The following is an 18,219-nucleotide window of genomic DNA, read 5'->3' on the forward strand; positions in this document are numbered from 1 at the left end:
GTACGACTCAGATAGTACGAATATTCCGTCGGATTTCCTCTTCACTGACATCGAGGTGTGGATGGTTTCCTTGTCGATGTTGCTTAATCCGCATCATAAGCTCGTCTTCGGTTTTGCCCCGAGCGGTAAAGTCACAGTCCTCGATAAGACAGTCAAACTGTTGTATCATGATTTTCACCCCCTAACGGGGATTCGGCACAACAGAGCCGATGGAAGTAATAGTGGTGCTTTCCCATTCATGGCACAGATACTGCCTGTGAGGATCCATCCCACTGTTGTCGCCATCGTCGCGCTCCACTCTGCCCTACTGGCCATTTTTTGACTGCAAGCAGCAGATCTGCACAAGCAATACCGTTTAGTTGCTCCGATACTGTGTCATTATTGAGTGATAAACTCATGCTCGAACAGATCACGGTGGATCAGTTAGCGAAAAAGCTCGATAGCGAGAGCGAAGAATTCGCACTCATCGATACGCGACCCGAGGACAGCTACGAAGCGTGGCGTATCCCTGGCGCAGCGAACGTCCCGTTTGGGCCTGTCGAGACGCTGAGCGACGAACAGCAGACACGGATCGATACGATCCGAGATTCACGACCCATCGTGACAATCTGTGGAATGGGCGTCACATCGGCGAACCTCGCCACCGAACTCGATGCGAACGGCTACGATGATGTCACGGTCGTAAAGGGAGGGATGCGCGATTGGAACGCACGATACGAAACGGCTGTAATCGATGTCCCAAACGACGACTGTCTTCTCATCCAGTTCCAGCGCCGCGCAAAAGGCTGTCTCAGTTATCTCATCGGGTCACGACGTACTGGTGAAGCTGTCGTGGTCGATCCAACGCGCCACATAGACCAATACATTGTTGCTGCTGCGGAGGCGGGTCTCACAATCACACGCGTCCTCGATACACACATTCACGCTGATCACATCTCTGGTGGAAAACGGCTGGCCGACCGCCTCGATGTTCCCTATCATCTCGGTGCCCCCGCTGATCGCATGGAGCACGAATTTCAGCCGCTTGCTGACGGTGAGACCTTACACCTCGGTGATATCGAGATCACAGCGCTTCACGCACCCGGACACACCTCTGAGATGATGGTCTACCGAATCGACGGGACACTTCTCACTGGTGATGCGCTGTTCGTCGATTCTGTCGGACGTACCGAACTTGAATTCGGCGATGAAGGTGCTGAAAAGGGCGCACGCTTGGAATACGAGACTCTCCACGAAACGCTGTTCGACCACCCGGATGATCTGATCGTGCTTCCCGGGCATGTGACGGTCACCGACGAGGGGACGTTTGAGAACGGATCGCCCGGGGATCCCGTAAGAAAGACGCTTGCAGACATCAGAGAACAGGTGGACGTGTTGTCGCTAGACGAGGATGCGTTCGTCGATCAACTGATCTCGGATCGGGAGAAGCCCGCGAACTACGAGACGATCATCGAACTCAATCGTGGGACACGATCACCCGAAGACGAAGACGACATCACCGGTTTAGAAACAGGAGCGAACAACTGTGCCGCTTGATCGCTACGTCCCAGTACTATATCGCCAAGTCACGAGGGCAGAATAGATACTCCGATCCGAAGGTGAATAATCTTAACAACGTCTTCCCCGTACGTGTACAAGTTATGGGAACGATCGATTTCGATTTCGAGGGCGAGACGGTCATCGTCACAGGTGCAAGTTCGGGAATCGGTCGCGCCATTGCACTTCGATTCAGTGAAGCAGGTGCGACGGTCATCAATGCCGACAGACGCGAAGAGCCAAAGTCGGGTGGCATGCCGACACACGAGAAAATTATTGATGAGCACGATGAGACCGCCGAATTCGTCGAGACGGATGTCTCCAACTCCGATGAACTTGAGAGCGTAGTATTGGCCGCTCGTGAGTACGGTGGTGTCGATGTGATGGTGAACAACGCCGCGACACAACACAGCGAGCGCTTCCTCGATGTCGAAAAAGACGTATTCGATCGATTGCACCAGACCAACGTTGGAGGATATTTCTTTGGAACACAGGCCGCAGCCAGAGATATGATCGATCGTGATGAGCCGGGATGTATCGTCAACACCGCCTCAATTAGCTCTGAGGTAGCACAGTACGGTCAGGTGCAGTACGATTCGACGAAGGGAGCGATCAAGATGATCACGCGTGGAACAGCGCTCGAACTCGCAGAGCACGACATTCGCGTCAACGCCGTTTCCCCTGGTCAGATCGCAACGGAGTTCACAGAAGGGTGGAGCGAGGAGGCTCAAAACGCGGCTGGCGAGGGCGGTTTCCTCAAACCCGTCCCTCTCGGACGAGCCGGACTTCCGGAGGATATCACGGGCTCAGTGCTGTTTCTTTCGAGCACCGACGCCGCCTACATCACCGGCGAATTAGTGTATATCGACGGCGGATGGACGGCAATCTGAAGCTCAGTAGTTTTCGTAAACAGTCTTGATGATGGTGAAGTAATCCATCCCCGCCTCGCCTTGCTCGCGGTATGTCTCACTGGACGAGGCCTTCATGCCGCCGAACGGGACGTGAAGTTCGAGCCCGGTCGTCTTTTCGTTGACTTTCACGATGCCGTAGTCGGCGTCCCGTATGAAGCGATTCGCCTTCGTGTGGTCGTTCGTAACGATGCCTGCCGAGAGACCGAACGCCACGTCGTTCGCCAGTTCGATGGCTTCATCGAAGTCACTGTAGGACATGATGCCGACAAACGGCCCAAATACCTCTTCTTGCATGATGCGCATGTCGGACTCAACGTCGGTGAAGATGGTCGGCTCGACGAAGTGTCCAGCGTCGTATTCGCCATCTGTGAGCCGATTCCCACCGTACACCAGCGTTGCATCCTCGTTGGTTCCGACATCCACGTAATCAAGCGTGCTTTCGAGTTCGTCTTGGGAAACGTGTGGACCCATATCTGGATCGTCGAGACCGGAACCGATGACGAGGTTTTCGGCGTAATTGATGAGTTCATCGACGAACTCATCGTGCATCGAGTCGTGCACGATGACGCGCTCGGTTGCCGTACACGCCTGCCCAGTGACACCGAATGCGCCCCCACCGACGATATCGACCGCAGATTCGAGGTCGGCACTCGGTGTAACCACTGTTGGATTCTTGCTTCCCATCTCAGTTTGGGCACGCTTGTGATCGTCGGTCGCTTGTTCGTACACCATCTCACCAACGGAGCGGCTCCCGGTAAAGGAGACGGCATCGACCGCTTCGTGTCCGATGATGGCGCTTCCGACGTCTTCACCGCTTCCCACGACGAAGTTGAGGACGCCATCTGGAACGCCGATCTCGGAAGCGGCTTCGTCGAAACAGTCGATCACCGTTGCGAACGTGGTCGGTGCTTCCATTGCTGGTTTAAGCACAACTGTATTCCCGGTCGCCAGCGCGGGTGCGGACTTCCACGAGGGAATAGCGATCGGGTAGTTCCACGGGACGATGAGGCCAGCGACGCCAATCGGTTCACGAATCGTATAGAGGTTCCTGTCAGCAGTACTCGACAGCGTACGGGTCCCATCGTAGTCCATCGCTCGCTCGGCGTAGTAGTAAAATATGTCAATCGCCCGTTGGACTTCCGCTGCTGCCTCCGTTCGCGTCTTTCCTTCCTCTCGAACCAGTGTCTGCGTTAGTTCTGCCTTGCGGTCGTCCATTCGCTTTGCAGTCGCTCGCAACACCGCCCCGCGCGTCGGCCCGGGAGTATTAGCCCACGCCGCTTGTGCGCTCGCTGCTGCCTCAACCGCTTCGTGTGCATCATTCGCGGTCGATCGTGGGAACTGCGCGACGGTTTCGCCGGTTGCGGGGTTGTGAACGTCGAATACTTCGCCAGATTCTGATTCTTTCCACTCTCCCTCCACGTAATTGTTATGGGATTCAGACATCGTGCTCGATAGTATGGTCTTGCATCACTCCACTCTTGTGGCTGCTGTGTCATCCGCTCACGAAACGTACTATCGATGGACCATCGGGGATGGTGTGATACAATCCGCGTCATTAGCTCGATAGCGATTGAACAAACCGAAATGCGACAGAATAACAGTGTTGATACAATTGTCAGTGCCGTAGACGACTTCGTCGATCATCTTCACGAACAGCCCGAGCTTCTGCGCATCGGAGATTCACGATAACCGTTCGTTCCGGTCGGCCGAGTCGTCGATATCACCGATGTCACAAGCAATGATTGACGAAGTTATCGATTCGATCCGCTCCTCAAACGAGAGAGGTGGTCTTCACGCCAGACCGACCGTATTCGAGCCGGTCAGAGTCGTGAAAGCAGTACGTCTGTGTCTTCGATTCCATCGATCACGTACTCCATGAACTGGTTCGCAACCGCACCATCGATAAGACGATGGTCGTACGAGAGGTTCAGACCAATTCGGCTGCGAACTGCAACTGTTTCATCGTCAACCGCAACCGGACGATCCCGGATACGACCGATTCCCAAGATAGCTGCCTCGGGATAGTTGATTACCGGCGTCCCGAACGTTCGATGCTCACCGTACGTAGCAAGATTGGTAACCGTAAACGTCCCGTCCTGAAGGTCACTCGGGCTAATCGATCGATCACGTGCCTGTTCGACGAGAGACTCCAACTCCTCCGCAATTTCGACGATGGATTTCGTATCGACATCCTTGATAACAGGGACAATGAGACCATCTTCGGTGTGCGTTGCAACCCCAATGTTGTAGTATCGTTTTTCGACAATCTCGTCTGTCGTGTCGTCAATGCTGGCATTAACGATCGGGAATTCCTTGAGAGCCGGAACGACCGCTTTGACGAACAACGGCGTATACGTGATGTGAACGTCGTTTTTCTCGTCGAGGCGTTCCTTGAGCGCGACAAACTCAGTCGCATCGCACTCGAATCCAGATGTAAGGTGCGGGACGATGGTCTTTGACTCCGTCATATTCTCCGCAATGCGCTTTCGGAGACCCGATAACTCACGGCGTCTCGACCGCGACTCATCTTCATCTATCGACGTCGGCTCAATGCCAACCGTCGGATGTTCGATCTCGAACGTCGCTGACTCGGCTGCTGGTTCCTGCAACTGTGCATCGATATCCGCCTGTAGAACTCTTCCCTCCGGTCCCGACCCGTCGATCTCCGATAGTTCGACACCTTCTTTCCGGGCGTACCGACGAGTATGTGGCGCAGCGAAGACACGATCACTCTCGACTTCCGTCTCTTCTTTCTCTTCTGGTTCGTCTTCGTCCGCTGGTTTCGCTGTTGTTTCTTCAGCTTCTTCCTCTGCTGTTTCCTCGACTACTTCTTCTGTTTCTTCAGTTGGTTCTTCTGCTGTTTCTTCAGTTGGTTCTTCTGCTGTCTCTTCAGTTTCCTCCTCTGGTTCCTCTGTCTCGTCAGCTTCTTTCTCTGTTTTCTCAGCTTCCGCTTCAGTTTCTGTACGCCCTCCCACTTGTTGTTCTGGCGGATTTTCTGTTTCTATAACCACAATAACCGTACCGACGTCGACGGTATCTCCTTTGCTTGCTGTGCGTTCTTCGATCGTTCCGGGACACGGCGATGGAACGTCGGACACGGCTTTGTCGGTCTCGACTTCACAGAGTATGTCGTCTTCTTCGATATCGTCGCCTTCTTCGACGTGCCACTCGACGATTTCGGCCTCTGTCAACCCTTCTCCCGGATCGGGGAGTCGGAACTCGAACGCCGTCACTGGTCTCCCCTCCTATATCGAGTGACGTTCAACGACGAACTGATCAGCGAACAATTCGGTCGGTCGGTCGGCCACGGGTTAGAACTCATAGCTCATCACCGCCTCAATAGCGTATCGGGCTCGATCATCGTCTGGCAGATAATCGTCTTCGATATCGTGACCCGGGAAGTGAACGTCGTATCCGGTCGCTCGTTTGATTGGCGCTTTCAGCGCATCAAGTGCGTACTCGTTAATCAGTGCAGAGAGTTCCGCACCGAGACCGAGCGTCCGCCGAGCTTCATGGAGGATGACACACCGACCTGTCTTTGAAACCGACTCGAGAATCGATTCGACATCCAACGGAGAAAGCGAACACAGATCGATGATTTCAACGTCCGCATCGACATCAGCCACTGCAGATTTCGCATGCCGCACCATCGCCCCCCACGTAAGTAATGTGACATCTGACCCTTCTCTGACAATGCGCGCTTCGTTCAGCGAAAGCGTATACTCATCAGTCGGAACCGGCTCTGTCATCCCTCGGTAGATCTTCTTCGGTTCGAGAAAAATCACAGGGTCGTCGCTGCGGATGCTCGCAGCCAGCAACCCCTTTGTCTGTGACGGGGTACTCGGACAAACGACGCGGACACCAGGAGTATGAACGAAGTACGACTCGGTCGATTCTTGATGGTATTCAAGCGCTTTGACCCCACCGCCGTACGGCATCCGAATCGTCATGGGCATCTCTATCTCTCCCCCGGTTCGTTTGTACATCTTAGCAACAGCGTACATGAACTGGCCAAAGGCAGGGTAGAAAAAGCCCATAAATTCGATTTCAGGGACCGGGCGCTCGCCTCGCATCGCCATGCCTGCGGCAGTGCCAACGATCCCGTTTTCCGAGAGTGGCGTATCGATGACTCGCTTATTGCCGAACTCATCGAGCAATCCTTCTGTTGCACGATACACCCCTCCGAGCGGACCAATGTCGTATCCGAGCACGCGAATGCTGCTATCACGTGCTAGCTCCTGGTGTAGCGTTCGGTTCACTGCCGAAACGAGATTCATCTCCTCAGTGTTGTCTGTGTTCACGTCCGCAACTCGGTCTTGTATGCTACTCATCGAATCCCTCCCCTGTGAAGTCGATAAATGGATTTTTGCCGTTCAGTTCTCGCTGTAGTTCTTCGCGTTGGTGACGTTGGTGCCACGATTCCCCATGGAGGATGTGATCGAACATGCGATCGGGCTCCGAGTTCGACATCGAACGAACCTGTTCGACAGCATCGGCAACGCGTTCGTCGATTTCGTCATGAATCGCTTTGTCCGTCTCGTCATCGAGAATTCCTTCGCTACGGAGATATGTTTCGAACCGATCAACGGGATCCCGATCCTTCCAGTAGTCTCGTTGCTCGCTGTCGTCCCGATAGCGATCCGGATTGTCCGATGTATTATGTGCTCCCATACGGTATGTCACGCATTCGATAAACGTCGCACCTCCGCCAGTGCGAGCACGTTCGACCGCCTCACGGGCTTTTTCGTAGACCGCGAAGATGTCGTTCCCATCGACGCGCTCGCTGGGCACCCCGTATGCGTTCGCTTTCTGTGCAATCGTCTCCGACGCAGTTTGTCGCTGTGATGGCTCGGAGATCGCCCACTGATTGTTCTGGCAAACAATGACCGCTGGGACGTCGAACACGCCAGCGAAGTTCATCCCGTCGTGGAACGACCCTTCACTGGTCGATCCGTCACCAGTGAACACCATCGTGACGGTCTCTCGGTCGTTGAACGCGTCCGCCATGGCTGATCCGACAGCGTTGGTCACGTTCACACCGATCGGTGTGTAATCGGGTGAGAAATTCATGGGCGAATCCCCCATTTCGAGCTGTTCTGCAATTGTTTCGGGTTCGTGGCCAGTAGCGCTGGCAATTATCTCCGCCATGGACTGATCCCAGTGGAGTAGTGCTGGTGTCTGGCGATACGTGTAAAACATCCAGTCATCGGGCTGCAGAGCCGCAGCACCGCCCAGTGGCGTTGCTTCCTCTCCGAGGGTTTGCGCGACGAGACTGACCTCACCGCTGCGTTGCATGTTCAACATTTTCTCCTCAAGCACCCGTGTGGCGACAAACGTCCGATACAGTCCGAGTAGCTCGTCGTCTGCCAGTTCGGGGACATCTCTTTGAAGCTCTCCCTCTGGACCGAGGATTCGATAGAAATCCTCTGGCGGTCGCTCTTCTGCCCAGGTCTCTTGTGACATCGTTTCGAATAGGATATCTATTCTCTGCCCACTAATTCTCTCGGGTGACCACGTCAACTGCGTTATGAGTTGCGCCGGTGAATCGCGTGTCCGCGTGCGTTCGCTGCGGCCTCTCTTACTGCTTCCGAGAGCGTCGGATGCGTGTGAATCGTCCGGATGATATCTTCAAGCGTCGCCCCCATCTCGAGCGCGAGTCCGAGTTCACCGATGAGTTCAGACGCCTCGGGTGCGACGATCTGCCCACCGAGGAGATATCCCATATCGGACTCAGCGACGACACGAACAAATCCGTCGGTATCGTTCAGCGTGAGTGCGCGTCCACTCGCCTGCAGCGGCATCTTACCGACGGTCGTCGAGTACCCAGCGTCCTGCGCCTCGGCTTCTGAGAGTCCAACAGTACCAATTTCGGGATCGGTGAACACCACTGCCGGGATCGCTTGGTAGTCGAGCGCTGCGGGCTTGCCAGCAATGACTTCGGCTGCAATTTCACCTTCCATCATCCCTTTGTGCGCCAAGAGTGGCTCACCAGCGACATCTCCGATTGCGAAGACGTGTTCGTGGTTCGTTCGTGCTCGGTCGTCCGTCTTGATGAACCCATCCTCGTTCGTTTCAATACCGATTGCTTCCAAACCGACGGTGTCAGTGACGGGTTCGCGCCCGACCGCAACGAGGGTCTGGGACGCTTCATACTCAGTCTGTTCGCCGTCTTCTGTCTCGGTCGTGATTACAATACCGTCTCCGTCGCGTTCTTCCCATTCCGTGGCCTGTTCCCCAAAGTGAAAGTCGACGCCGATCGATTCCAATCGATTCCGGACGACGGCGGAAATATCGTCCTCGTAGTTCGGTAGCACGTCTGCAAGCATCTCGACAACTGTCACATCCGCCCCAGCTTTCGCGTACACCGAGGAAAGCTCCATCCCGATGTAGCCCGCTCCGACGATGAGGAGAGACTCCGGAACAGATTCTAGCGCGAGCGCGTGACGTGAATTGAGTATACGCTCACCATCGAACTCGAATCCAGGTATCTCGATAGCACGGCTTCCAGTTGCGATGATCGCGTGCTCGAACGTGAGTGATTCTGGCTCGTCGTTACTCTCTGGATGGATGTTGGCCGTTGTTTCATCCACGAACTCCGCCCGTCCGTCGATGAGTTCGACACCACTTTGCCGACAGAGATTCTCGACACCGTCTGTCAACTGTGAAACGACACCGTCTTTCCAGTCATTCATCGCAGCGGGATCGATGTCGGGATCGGCATGAACGCCCCGTTGTTCGGCTGTCGACGCTTGGTGAGCAACGTCCGTCGCCGAAATCAGGGCTTTCGAGGGGATACAGCCGTAGTTGAGGCACGTTCCGCCATACGCATCCTTTTCGACGAGTGTCACGCTATAATCGAGCTGCCCGGCCCGAATCGCCGCAACGTAGCCGCCGGGACCTGCACCGATTATTAATACATCTGTCTCGTTCGGGAGCTCGTGGTTATGATCGTGATTCGACATAGTTGTTGTGAGTGTATTGATTGTGTGTTGGGTGCGTTCAACGTATGAACCGTTTGCACTCGGATAGTCGTCTCTTCGAGACGTGCTTACTAGTTATTTTGCCACTCCAATAGATCTGCTGGCTGGAAGAATCACGGGCCGAAGGAATCGAATGGCTGATTTCGTCTTCCTGTGTCACTATTTTGGCGGACGTGGCACTGTCTTCGGACAAATCCGATTTCATTACCAAACGTGCTATTACAAACGTATGCTTGTAACAGCAAGCATGATGATTATTACCCCGCCTGCTCAGGCGGCGATCGACGAAGAGAGTTGGGATATGCCTGCCAGTCGTTACCGGTTACTACTCGGACACGAGCTCAGAGAGTGTTTTTCCTCTCGGTCGGGTCCGGTTGGGCGCGTCCTTGTGTTCGAATTCTTCCCAGCATTCTGGGTGCGTGGTGTGGTCGGTGACACATTCTTCGAGACAGTGAGGAGAGAGTTGCCTTTTCCATCAGCTATCGGCATCGTAATGAGCGACATCGTTTGGTCCGGCGTTGTTGTAACCACCGGTGACCACGCTATTAGCGTTTTGCCGCGTGCACTCTTCGAGGGAACGTTCTTACGCAGAGGAGACCAAACGAAAGGACATGAGAATCAGCGCTCCAGATGAGAATGATCTCCTCTTCGAGTTGCTCAATCCTCGCTCGTTGACTGTCGGGTTCAAAGGTGGTATCGTCGCAACGAGTGCAATGACTGTATTCCGGATGCCGATCTCGCGTTCACTGCCACCAACAGCGGAGTTCTGGGCACAGTACGTCGGCGGTGGAGAATTGGCAGATCACCGAGCCGAATCCCTACTCTTACACTTCTTATACGGGGCCATCGCGGGGAGCATTTTTGGCTCGATATTCGCCGTCGTCGACACCCGCAGTCCGTACGAGACAGAAACCAAAGGTCTTCTTGCAGGACTCCTCTACAGCATTCCATTCACACTACTGGGGGAGTCCATCATGTTAAATCACATGTTGGGGATGGATCTCGAACCGGATGAGTCGATGATCTTTCATGCGAGCCATCTCGTGTACGGTATTACGCTTGGTGCGTGGATTGGATCACGAATGTAACCAAGAACTCGGTCATCACCACTTTGTTCGGCCACAATCGATGTACAGCTGATCAACTAACTGACCGGGGGTTGGCCTATTGCATATGTATCATTAACGACGCAAGTAGAGCAGGTATGCATTTGATTATAGAACCAGCAGTAAATGACGAAATATTGGGCGATAGCTTGAATTCACTGTCCTCGGGCCCTCAATCGGTAGAATTTAGGCCATCCTAAAGAGAAAATTTATAGTACTTTAGGGCGTGGTAGTAGTTGTGATGAGCGCAGAAGGACTTGAACGGCAGACGCGGAACTACCTGAGCAACAACATCCCACAGATTCAGGAACACGGTGGACACTTCGAAATTGAGGATGTCAACGACAACACCGGTGACGTGACGGTCGCCATTGGGGGCGCTTGCTCGGGTTGTGGTATTGCACCGATGACAATAAAGGCAATTGAGCAGCGCCTGCCCACTGAAATCGAGGGTGTTTCCAACGTGACTGTTCGTCGAGCGGGTGGGCCGCGTGCAGCAGTCATGCCTTCGAAAATCGAAGTGATGGAAGATATGGAGGAGTACGAGGACTACGATCCACCGTTCTGAGCAACTCGGACAGATCAGCAAGCGATTTTCTACTCCATACGACTGCTGCTTGGTGACCCAGCACGCAGAGAGCGCGATCTCACACGCAGCGTAGATCGCTCATTCGTTCGTTCGGGAAACGACTTGCAGTTCGATTCCGTTCGGCACGTAGGCATTTGCCGCGTATCCGCCTTCGTTCCACGGATAGACGGAATCGGGGATTTCGTCCCAGTCATCGAGTACAGCGATAGTGGCTGGTTGAGTGCGGTCGTTCTCGTCTGTAGCACGCGAAAGGAGCGTGTATGTGTTGTCAGCGTCTTCAGCGATGATTGGTTCCCACGTGTATGTGAACAGCCGCCAAGCGCCGTCATAATCTGGCCCATACATCTCAGCATCGTCCCATGAATCACCGCCATCAGTGGACACTTCGACACGCCTCACGCGGTCATCTCCCGCCCACGCAACGCCTTGAATCTCGATTATCCCGCTTTCGTCTGGTGATACGGATGATTCTCCGTCAGGGTGCCCAATGAGCGACATCACGTTCTCATCGAACGTGTACGGGTGATCTACGTCTCCGATTAGTTGCTCCCATGTATCCGCTGTCGAGACCGTTGTCTTGATCTCTGGCTCGATACTGGCCGGATGTATCCGGTAGGCCTCGTGCTGCCAGTATGTGTAGGTCTGGTCCTTTCCATCCTCAGAGAACGTCTCATCGGTAACCATCGTGTCTGTGACACGGAGTTCAGTGACCCATTTGACACTGTTCGTTCCGTACCAGCCGGGGACGACGAGGCGAAGTGGAAACCCATGTTCCGGTGGGAGCTGGCGGCCGTTCATCTCATAGGCAAGGATGCAGTCATCGAAGATCTTCGATAACGGGATGGATTTCACGTACACATCGTTATCAGCCGGTGTATCACCTCCAACAACAGTGAGCCAGCGATCCGCGTGATCCGTTTCGACATCGATCTCCGGGAGCACTGACTGTACTGGCGTTCCGGTCCAGATGGCGGTCGCAACTGCATCCCACTCCCACTGGACGCTCCCTGTTTCAGGCTCGTGGTGTCCACGATCGTTCCCTGCACATTCCATCGTGTGTGCGACGGCGACCGTCGGATACGATTCTCGTAGCTCATCCACTGAGAGCGTCGCTTTGCTGTCACCGTTCACCATTCGGACGCTCCACGCATCCGGATCGGTATCGATGCGCGGAATGTCGTTACGATGGCAGACGAAATGATCTTCGATTGGAGTCAACCAGTTGATGAACGTCTGTCGGCTCGTTGCCCCGACTACTGTGTAGCGATCTTCCTCGTCGCGCACCTCCCGTGTTCCGGGCTTGTGTTCGAGGATTTCCTCGATCTCTGCTTTTCGGGTCTCGCTCCGGTCGCTCTTTCCCATGTGATATACTCACAAACCACCGACAAAACCGTTTTGCACCACGCGTCCGATCAGCCGAACGTAGACCAACTCTACTGTCCACGTACTCGAGCTGAGCGTAGACGATCTCTCCATCGATCCAGCATCGTCGTGTACGATCGTGCTGTTCGTCTCGACTACAGTTCGTTCAATTTTCGTAACAATTCACCCCGATACCGCTCGTCGCTTCGTTTCCCTTTTAATTCTAGAACATTACGCTCAAACTTATCGAGCGCGAGCGACAGCGCATCCTCCGCTCCGTACCCTTCCCCTGTTCCGGCTATCGAATCTTGATCGCTCCAGAGTCGCACCTGACACCTGATGAGATTCGTGTTTCGGAACTCTTCGTGATGCTCTTGTAATTTCACATGGACGTGATACACATTCATCGATTCGTGCTTCGTTACGATGTCCTCGATCCGATCGTGTATCTGTTGTTTAGTCGTCGTTCGGAGGAGTTCGGCATTCGTAATCTGAACATCAAGTACGTCTTCTTCGGTGTAGGTAAGCGCACGCAAAACGTCGGTCTTCGTAAGCACTCCGGCGACGAGCTCATCATACTCGGGGGTAACGATGAGTCCATCGTACCCTCGATCGAGCATCGTTGTGACGGCTTCATCGACCGTTGTCTCTAGTGTCGTCGTTTCGACCGGGGAGCTCATGAAGTCATAGACTGGCACTTCCAAGAGGCGTTCTGTATCGCTAGCGCGGTTACCCTTGTGCGGTTGATCTGGGTCTCGAACGATGAATTCTGCAAGGTCGTCAGTCGTTATAATCCCTGTGAGCGTTCCGTCATCCTCAACAACCGGAAGCCGAGAGATGCCGTGCTCTCGAAGACGATTGAGTGACTCACCAAGAGTTGCGTCTTCAGTAATCGCGATCACGTCAGAGGTGTGAATGTCACTCACTGAAAGCACAGAGAGATTCTCACGGACAGCCGCTATTATCGAGTCAGCGGTAATACATCCCCAAAGTTCGCCTTGTTGTGTGACCGGGGCGAGTACTGTCCTATTTTCAACAAGTAACCGGGCGGCTTCTCGGACGTTCGTTGACCGATCAATAGTGGGAACGGATCGGACAACAGACTGGGCATTCGTGTCGTCGTCGTACTGTGAACGAAGCAGGTCTCGTGGTTGGATCGCACCGAGACAATCATCATCTTCGACAACGAGCACGCCGTCTTGGTGCGTGTCCGACGTGAACGTCGATCGAACTTTTCCTAACCGCGTTTCTGGAGCAACTGTCAAGCACTGCTGGGTCGCGATGTCCGAAATGTCCATGGATGGAACATAACTCGTCGGCCGAACATGAAATGTAGCCCTGCAGAGACAAGCCTGTCCGACCGTGGATGCGGATCTTCTTTCGCAGTTTGTGCCGGTCAACAGTAGTGCTGTGCTGGAAATGCTAATGCGAGTAATTTGCGTTATTCTCAGTGCGATAACCGTACTGATCACAGACGCGCTCGGTCTGAAGTCAGATGATCAGAGACCGAAACCGTTGTTAGGCCGTCGCTTCGACCGGTGTTTCTTCGAGCACTCGAATGAACTCGCGCATAAATGCAGGCATATCGTCAGGATATCGTGACGTGACAAGGTTATCGTCGATGACGACCTCCTGATCTTTAAACGTCGCTCCGGCGTTTTCGACATCGATGTCGAGTGGCCAGTAGGCGGTTGCATTCCGTCCTTCGAGCACATCTGCACTGATGAGCAACTGTGCACCGTGACAGACCGACGCGATCGGCTTACTTGCGTCATCGAACGCGGTAATCAGCTCTTTCGCCTCTGGCGCTTCTGTACGGAGACTCTCTGGTGCGCGACCGCCGGGGATGACGAGAAAGTCGTAGTTGCCCGCAGCCGCATCCTCAATCTGCATATCGGCCTCGAATGCTTGCCCGTGTTTGCTCTCGAACGATCCGCCGTCGGGTGTTGCGACGTCGATTTCGAACCCCGCTTCGCGGAGTCGGTACAGGGGGTACGTGAACTCTGCGTCTTCGAACCCGTCACCAGTTATGATCAATCCGTTCATACCATTTCGTGCTTGCTGCGTGAGCTCCATAAACGCCGAGGTGGCATACGCAATGCATCTAGCGGGAGGCACACAATATGATCTCTCACGTCATCAGGGGGCTGTTACTGAAGTGGGTTTCCAGAGACGGTATACGAGTTCGAACTCATGCTTGATCGTGGCTGTTCACACTGTTCTGTGCTGTCAGTCACAGTGATTCTGGATCCTCCTCTTCGCTCGTGCCGGTCATCGACGTGCCACGGTCTGTATACTCGCCACGACCGACTGCCTCGTCTCCGACCATATTGAACACTGCTTGACGTACTGATTCTGCTGATTCGTACGATTCATCCCCAAGTGGCTCAAGAACCTCATCGAATCTCTGTGTGCCATCCTGAAGCTCTAGTTCGTAGTGTCCGTACGCATCAATGAGTTCCTGACTCGTGGCTGGATACTCGTGTGCGTCGATTTTCTCGCCGAGTTCGCCGAAATCGACCCCCTGCTCTCTGTTATCGGTACTGTTGGAATCCGTCATTTGTCATCGCCTCGTATTCTCGAACACGAGGGAACCCTAAATCGCTTGTGCCTATCAGCACCCAGCGCCATTGGCTGTGAGACGTTTTCTTTTGCTGTACGCGTGCAATCGTGGACGTTCCCGTTACAAATGGGATTCATCGATAACTGATCAAGCACGCAGATAACCGATTTAAAAGGCACGATTAGGATGCAAGGGACCCTCTTTTACTGAGTCCACCTGTACAATCAGCCACAACCATGCAGACGTATATTTGCCAAATAGACGTTAATGAGCGTGAATACCAGAACCCCCAAGAGTTAGTGTCGGTGTGGGGGACTGTACACGAGGATATCGAACGCCTCGGGGGGGATGTCAGATCAACGTATGCCGTCCTCGGAAATTTTGATTTTCACCTCATTGTTGATGTTCCCGATGATGAGGTCGCTTTTCAAATTTCTCAATCAATCGAACGCTACGGTCTCAACACGACGACTGTGCGCGCGCTTCCCCTTGAGCGAATTAGTGATCTCGTCGACGATATCTAAGTTTCTTCTCGTGAAGGTCCATCTCACTGCGAGACGGTCCGTCCCGAACCTCCAACAGGCTCAATTGTCGTGACGGTGTATGAACAATAGATGGGGCTTACGCTCACAACACGGGATCGGATCGTGCTTCGCTTGCTCGCCGAAGCTCCAGTGAGTTGTAATGAGATCGCTGCAACTGTCGAATGGTCCGCCACTGATCTCGAAGGTCGACTCGAAAGCCTCGAAGAGAACGGGCTGCTGTGGGAGCGAGACAACGGAACATACACCCTCACCGGGAGTGGCTTCCGCGTTCTCGAAACATCGGGCAGTGACAACAGAGACTGTCAGATTGATGTCTCGGACCAGATCCAACAAACAATAGGAGAGTTGAATCTCCGGCCGGATCGAGCGAAAGCGGTCCAAAGCGCGGCTGCGTTTCTCCAGTATTGGGGTCAAGCAAGCGAGAGTGAGATCATCGACGGGATCTACAGCGAACGTCCCAGTGGATACGAATCGGCTGATGGGTGGTGGCAGACGTTTATGCGAGAAACACTCGCCAGCCTTCCAGACATCAAGCCGCCAACGAACGGTGCTACCGTCTGGCAGTACGCTGGGACTCCCGAGATCGAAGAGCACACTGAGGATGGTCGAAGCTTTCTCGAGAGCTCTCCCACGTCGTATGGAAGCGTCAAACACGCGCTCGAAACGCTCGCCCTCACGGCCGATCAGCGAGCAGCTGTCCACGCAGCGTTCGTCGTGCTTCGTCACAACAGCACGGCCAGCGAAACAGCGCTCAAGCGCGAGAGCTACGAGCGGGTAAAACCTACCACTATGTCTGCAGAGGCGTGGTGGAGTCTGCGTATCGAGCCCATTCTCCAGAAACTTCCGGGTATCGAGCGAGTAGACGAACAAACGTTCCACTACACCGGCGATGACGTTGGATCGGGGCAGCACCCAGACTCAGAATGAATTAGTTACTATCTATTCACGTACGAACGTCCGGTCCCTTGCTTTCCGAAGCACTCGAGCAAGACGAACTGTAATTGGTTAGCGTCTAGCCACGTCGTATTCGACCCACACGTAGGTGTCACTTCATAGTACGAGCAATCGATTAATCGCCTGTCAGTCAGAAAACCCCGCTCGAATCTTCGCTGCGCAGGCGAGTGCAGGCACTACACTCACTAAATGTGGATCGGAAACACCCACGCACGGCAAAAGTCACAAAGCTGGACAACGACGGCCGTCCGGTACTCAAAAATTGTGGCTGTTGTGGGGAGCGCACGGTTGGAATCGGAATTGATCTCCTCCGGCGTACGAGAGTGAGAACAGACGATACACGGTACACAACGTGGTAATTGATATGGCAGACAACCCCAGGATCAATACGGTTGCAACGGAAGATGACTACATCCACGTCCAGTTTAGAGAGCCGAATCAATTCGATGAGATTCGGACACCGGATTGGGCCTCGAACGCGGCCCAGTCAGTGTCAGACGGTGCCAAGGTTCGGACTGGGAAACGAGAAGACAGCAACGACTGGATGGTCGAATCCGTCTTGCTCGAAAAGCACATCGGGGAGGAAAAAGCACGAGAGCAAGCGACAGACATTATCGAAAAGATCGAATCGTGAGTGGATACGGTGGTCGTTCTTTCTTGCAGAGGTACGCCCGAGACACAGTGCGTTTAGCAGTCCGCTCTCTGCCGGACAGAGTCAACGTGCTCGCTCGTCGAGCGGATTGAGTAGACACTCGACCGATAGCGAGTATCGTTCGTCCCTCACACATGCAAGCAGCGGAGTTAGACAGGAAAGGGCCGAGTGTTGGATTGAGGCAACGATGTTCTTTCATGAAAACTCACTCCAGTACGAAGTTGAGGTAGAGCAGCCAGATCCGTACTTCGCAAAGATGCTCCAGCAGGCAATTGGCGGAGCCGAAGGCGAAATGCGTGTCGCGCTCCAGTACATGTTTCAGGCGTTCGCAGTGCCACAAGAGAAACAGGAATATCGAAATCTCTTGATGGAAACCGCGGTCGAAGAGCTCGGTCACATCGAGATGCTAGCGACTGCCGTCACTAAGAACCTCGAGGGCGCTCGTGACGAACAGATTGAGGATGCGCGCGAAGACCCCGTGATTGCAGCGATGTTGGACGGTGGACAGCCTCGTCAAGCACTCTCTGCGGGACTTCACGCAATGCCAGTTGACAGCAACGGCGTGCCGTTCAGTGGTGGGTATGTTGTCGCAAGCGGAAATCTCGCGGCAGATATGTACGCGAACGTTATGGCCGAATCCACGGGCCGACTCCTCGCGACGCGACTCTACGAGATCACGGACGATCCCGGGATGGAACACATGCTTGAGTACCTCATTGCGCGCGATACGATGCACCAGAATCAATGGCACGCAGCTCTTGAAACTATGGACGATCACATCCCTGTCCCGGCCAGCTTCCCGCAGGAGAAAGAGAATCAGGACGTGAACTATCAGTTCATGTCGACGTTCAAAGAAGAGCACAGTAATCCACGACAACGCTGGACCGAAGGCGAATCCATCGACGGGAAAAGTGAATTTTCCTATGGCCGCCAGCCCGGTATCGATACCGCCGATATCGAGGAAATGATCGACGAGATGTACAACGAAGCGAACTGAGATCACGCCGACACCACAAACGAT

General features: G+C 54.1%; 19 protein-coding genes. 9 read left to right on the plus strand and 10 right to left on the minus strand.

Features of this window, described 5'->3' with window-relative positions:
* Positions 1 to 7: 7 nt before the first annotated feature.
* The gene (locus MW898_RS05445) at positions 8 to 169 is read right to left on the minus strand and encodes a DUF1059 domain-containing protein (protein ID WP_248905301.1); all 162 of its coding nucleotides are present in this window, start codon (positions 167 to 169) and stop codon (positions 8 to 10) included.
* Between the two features lie 227 nt (positions 170 to 396).
* Between MW898_RS05445 and MW898_RS05450 the strand changes: the two genes are divergently transcribed.
* Positions 397 to 1,536, plus strand: a complete 1,140-nt coding sequence (locus MW898_RS05450; RefSeq protein ID WP_248909716.1) for an MBL fold metallo-hydrolase — start codon at positions 397 to 399, stop codon at positions 1,534 to 1,536.
* Between the two features lie 104 nt (positions 1,537 to 1,640).
* Positions 1,641 to 2,426, plus strand: a complete 786-nt coding sequence (locus MW898_RS05455) for an SDR family NAD(P)-dependent oxidoreductase (protein WP_248905302.1) — start codon at positions 1,641 to 1,643, stop codon at positions 2,424 to 2,426.
* A 3-nt stretch (positions 2,427 to 2,429) separates the two neighbouring features.
* Here the strand turns inward: MW898_RS05455 and xacF are convergent, their stop codons facing one another.
* From xacF to lpdA, 5 genes are all read right to left on the minus strand, one after another.
* Entirely contained in the window at positions 2,430 to 3,890 is a 1,461-nt protein-coding gene (gene xacF, locus MW898_RS05460; protein ID WP_248905303.1) for a 2,5-dioxovalerate dehydrogenase, read from the minus strand.
* Positions 3,891 to 4,267: 377 nt separating this feature from the next.
* Positions 4,268 to 5,680: a dihydrolipoamide acetyltransferase family protein gene (locus MW898_RS25965; RefSeq protein WP_248905304.1), complete on the minus strand. Its 1,413-nt coding sequence runs from the start codon at positions 5,678 to 5,680 to the stop codon at positions 4,268 to 4,270.
* A gap of 78 nt (positions 5,681 to 5,758) precedes the next feature.
* Entirely contained in the window at positions 5,759 to 6,778 is a 1,020-nt protein-coding gene (locus MW898_RS05470; protein WP_248905305.1) for an alpha-ketoacid dehydrogenase subunit beta, read from the minus strand.
* Entirely contained in the window at positions 6,771 to 7,910 is a 1,140-nt protein-coding gene (locus MW898_RS05475; RefSeq protein ID WP_248905306.1) for a thiamine pyrophosphate-dependent dehydrogenase E1 component subunit alpha, read from the minus strand. The genes MW898_RS05470 and MW898_RS05475 overlap by 8 nt, the downstream gene beginning before the upstream one ends.
* Before the next feature lie 62 nt (positions 7,911 to 7,972).
* Entirely contained in the window at positions 7,973 to 9,409 is a 1,437-nt protein-coding gene (gene lpdA / locus MW898_RS05480) for a dihydrolipoyl dehydrogenase (RefSeq protein ID WP_248905307.1), read from the minus strand.
* 265 nt (positions 9,410 to 9,674) lie between these two features.
* Here lpdA and MW898_RS05485 point away from each other — a divergent pair, with 265 nt between their 5' ends.
* The 3 genes from MW898_RS05485 (at position 9,675) to MW898_RS05495 (ending at position 11,101) form a co-directional block, all read left to right on the plus strand.
* The gene (locus MW898_RS05485) at positions 9,675 to 10,061 is read left to right on the plus strand and encodes a hypothetical protein (protein ID WP_248905308.1); all 387 of its coding nucleotides are present in this window, start codon (positions 9,675 to 9,677) and stop codon (positions 10,059 to 10,061) included.
* Positions 10,039 to 10,515, plus strand: coding sequence for a DUF6789 family protein (locus tag MW898_RS05490; protein ID WP_248905309.1), 477 nt, complete (start codon positions 10,039 to 10,041; stop codon positions 10,513 to 10,515). Before MW898_RS05485 ends, MW898_RS05490 begins: the two co-directional genes overlap by 23 nt.
* 259 nt (positions 10,516 to 10,774) lie before the next feature.
* Positions 10,775 to 11,101, plus strand: coding sequence for a NifU family protein (locus MW898_RS05495; protein WP_248905310.1), 327 nt, complete (start codon positions 10,775 to 10,777; stop codon positions 11,099 to 11,101).
* Positions 11,102 to 11,200: 99 nt separating this feature from the next.
* Here MW898_RS05495 and MW898_RS05500 read toward each other — a convergent pair whose 3' ends face one another.
* From MW898_RS05500 to MW898_RS05515, 4 genes are all read right to left on the minus strand, one after another.
* Complete coding sequence (locus MW898_RS05500) at positions 11,201 to 12,484, minus strand: molybdopterin-dependent oxidoreductase (RefSeq protein ID WP_248905312.1); 1,284 nt, start codon at positions 12,482 to 12,484, stop codon at positions 11,201 to 11,203.
* A gap of 155 nt (positions 12,485 to 12,639) precedes the next feature.
* Entirely contained in the window at positions 12,640 to 13,782 is a 1,143-nt protein-coding gene (locus MW898_RS05505; protein WP_248905314.1) for a CBS domain-containing protein, read from the minus strand.
* A 220-nt stretch (positions 13,783 to 14,002) separates the two neighbouring features.
* The gene (locus MW898_RS05510) at positions 14,003 to 14,530 is read right to left on the minus strand and encodes a type 1 glutamine amidotransferase domain-containing protein (protein ID WP_248905316.1); all 528 of its coding nucleotides are present in this window, start codon (positions 14,528 to 14,530) and stop codon (positions 14,003 to 14,005) included.
* 187 nt (positions 14,531 to 14,717) lie between these two features.
* Entirely contained in the window at positions 14,718 to 15,044 is a 327-nt protein-coding gene (locus MW898_RS05515; protein WP_248905318.1) for a DUF5789 family protein, read from the minus strand.
* 239 nt (positions 15,045 to 15,283) lie between these two features.
* Here MW898_RS05515 and MW898_RS05520 point away from each other — a divergent pair, with 239 nt between their 5' ends.
* The 4 genes from MW898_RS05520 to MW898_RS05535 all read left to right on the plus strand — a co-directional run bounded on the left by MW898_RS05520 (position 15,284) and on the right by MW898_RS05535 (position 18,195).
* On the plus strand, positions 15,284 to 15,571 hold the full coding sequence (locus tag MW898_RS05520) for a GYD domain-containing protein (protein WP_248905320.1): 288 nt from the start codon (positions 15,284 to 15,286) through the stop codon (positions 15,569 to 15,571).
* Between the two features lie 90 nt (positions 15,572 to 15,661).
* Entirely contained in the window at positions 15,662 to 16,519 is an 858-nt protein-coding gene (locus tag MW898_RS05525) for a winged helix-turn-helix domain-containing protein (RefSeq protein ID WP_248905322.1), read from the plus strand.
* Between the two features lie 391 nt (positions 16,520 to 16,910).
* A complete protein-coding gene (locus tag MW898_RS05530) occupies positions 16,911 to 17,180 on the plus strand; it encodes a hypothetical protein (RefSeq protein WP_248905325.1) in 270 nt (89 codons plus the stop codon).
* Positions 17,181 to 17,385: 205 nt separating this feature from the next.
* Positions 17,386 to 18,195 (plus strand): manganese catalase family protein, encoded by an 810-nt coding sequence (locus tag MW898_RS05535; RefSeq protein WP_248905326.1) that lies wholly within the window; start codon positions 17,386 to 17,388, stop codon positions 18,193 to 18,195.
* Positions 18,196 to 18,219 lie beyond the last annotated feature (24 nt).

It is taken from the genome of Halocatena marina, assembly GCF_023276375.1.
Taxonomy (GTDB): Archaea; Halobacteriota; Halobacteria; order Halobacteriales; family Haloarculaceae; genus Halocatena; species Halocatena marina.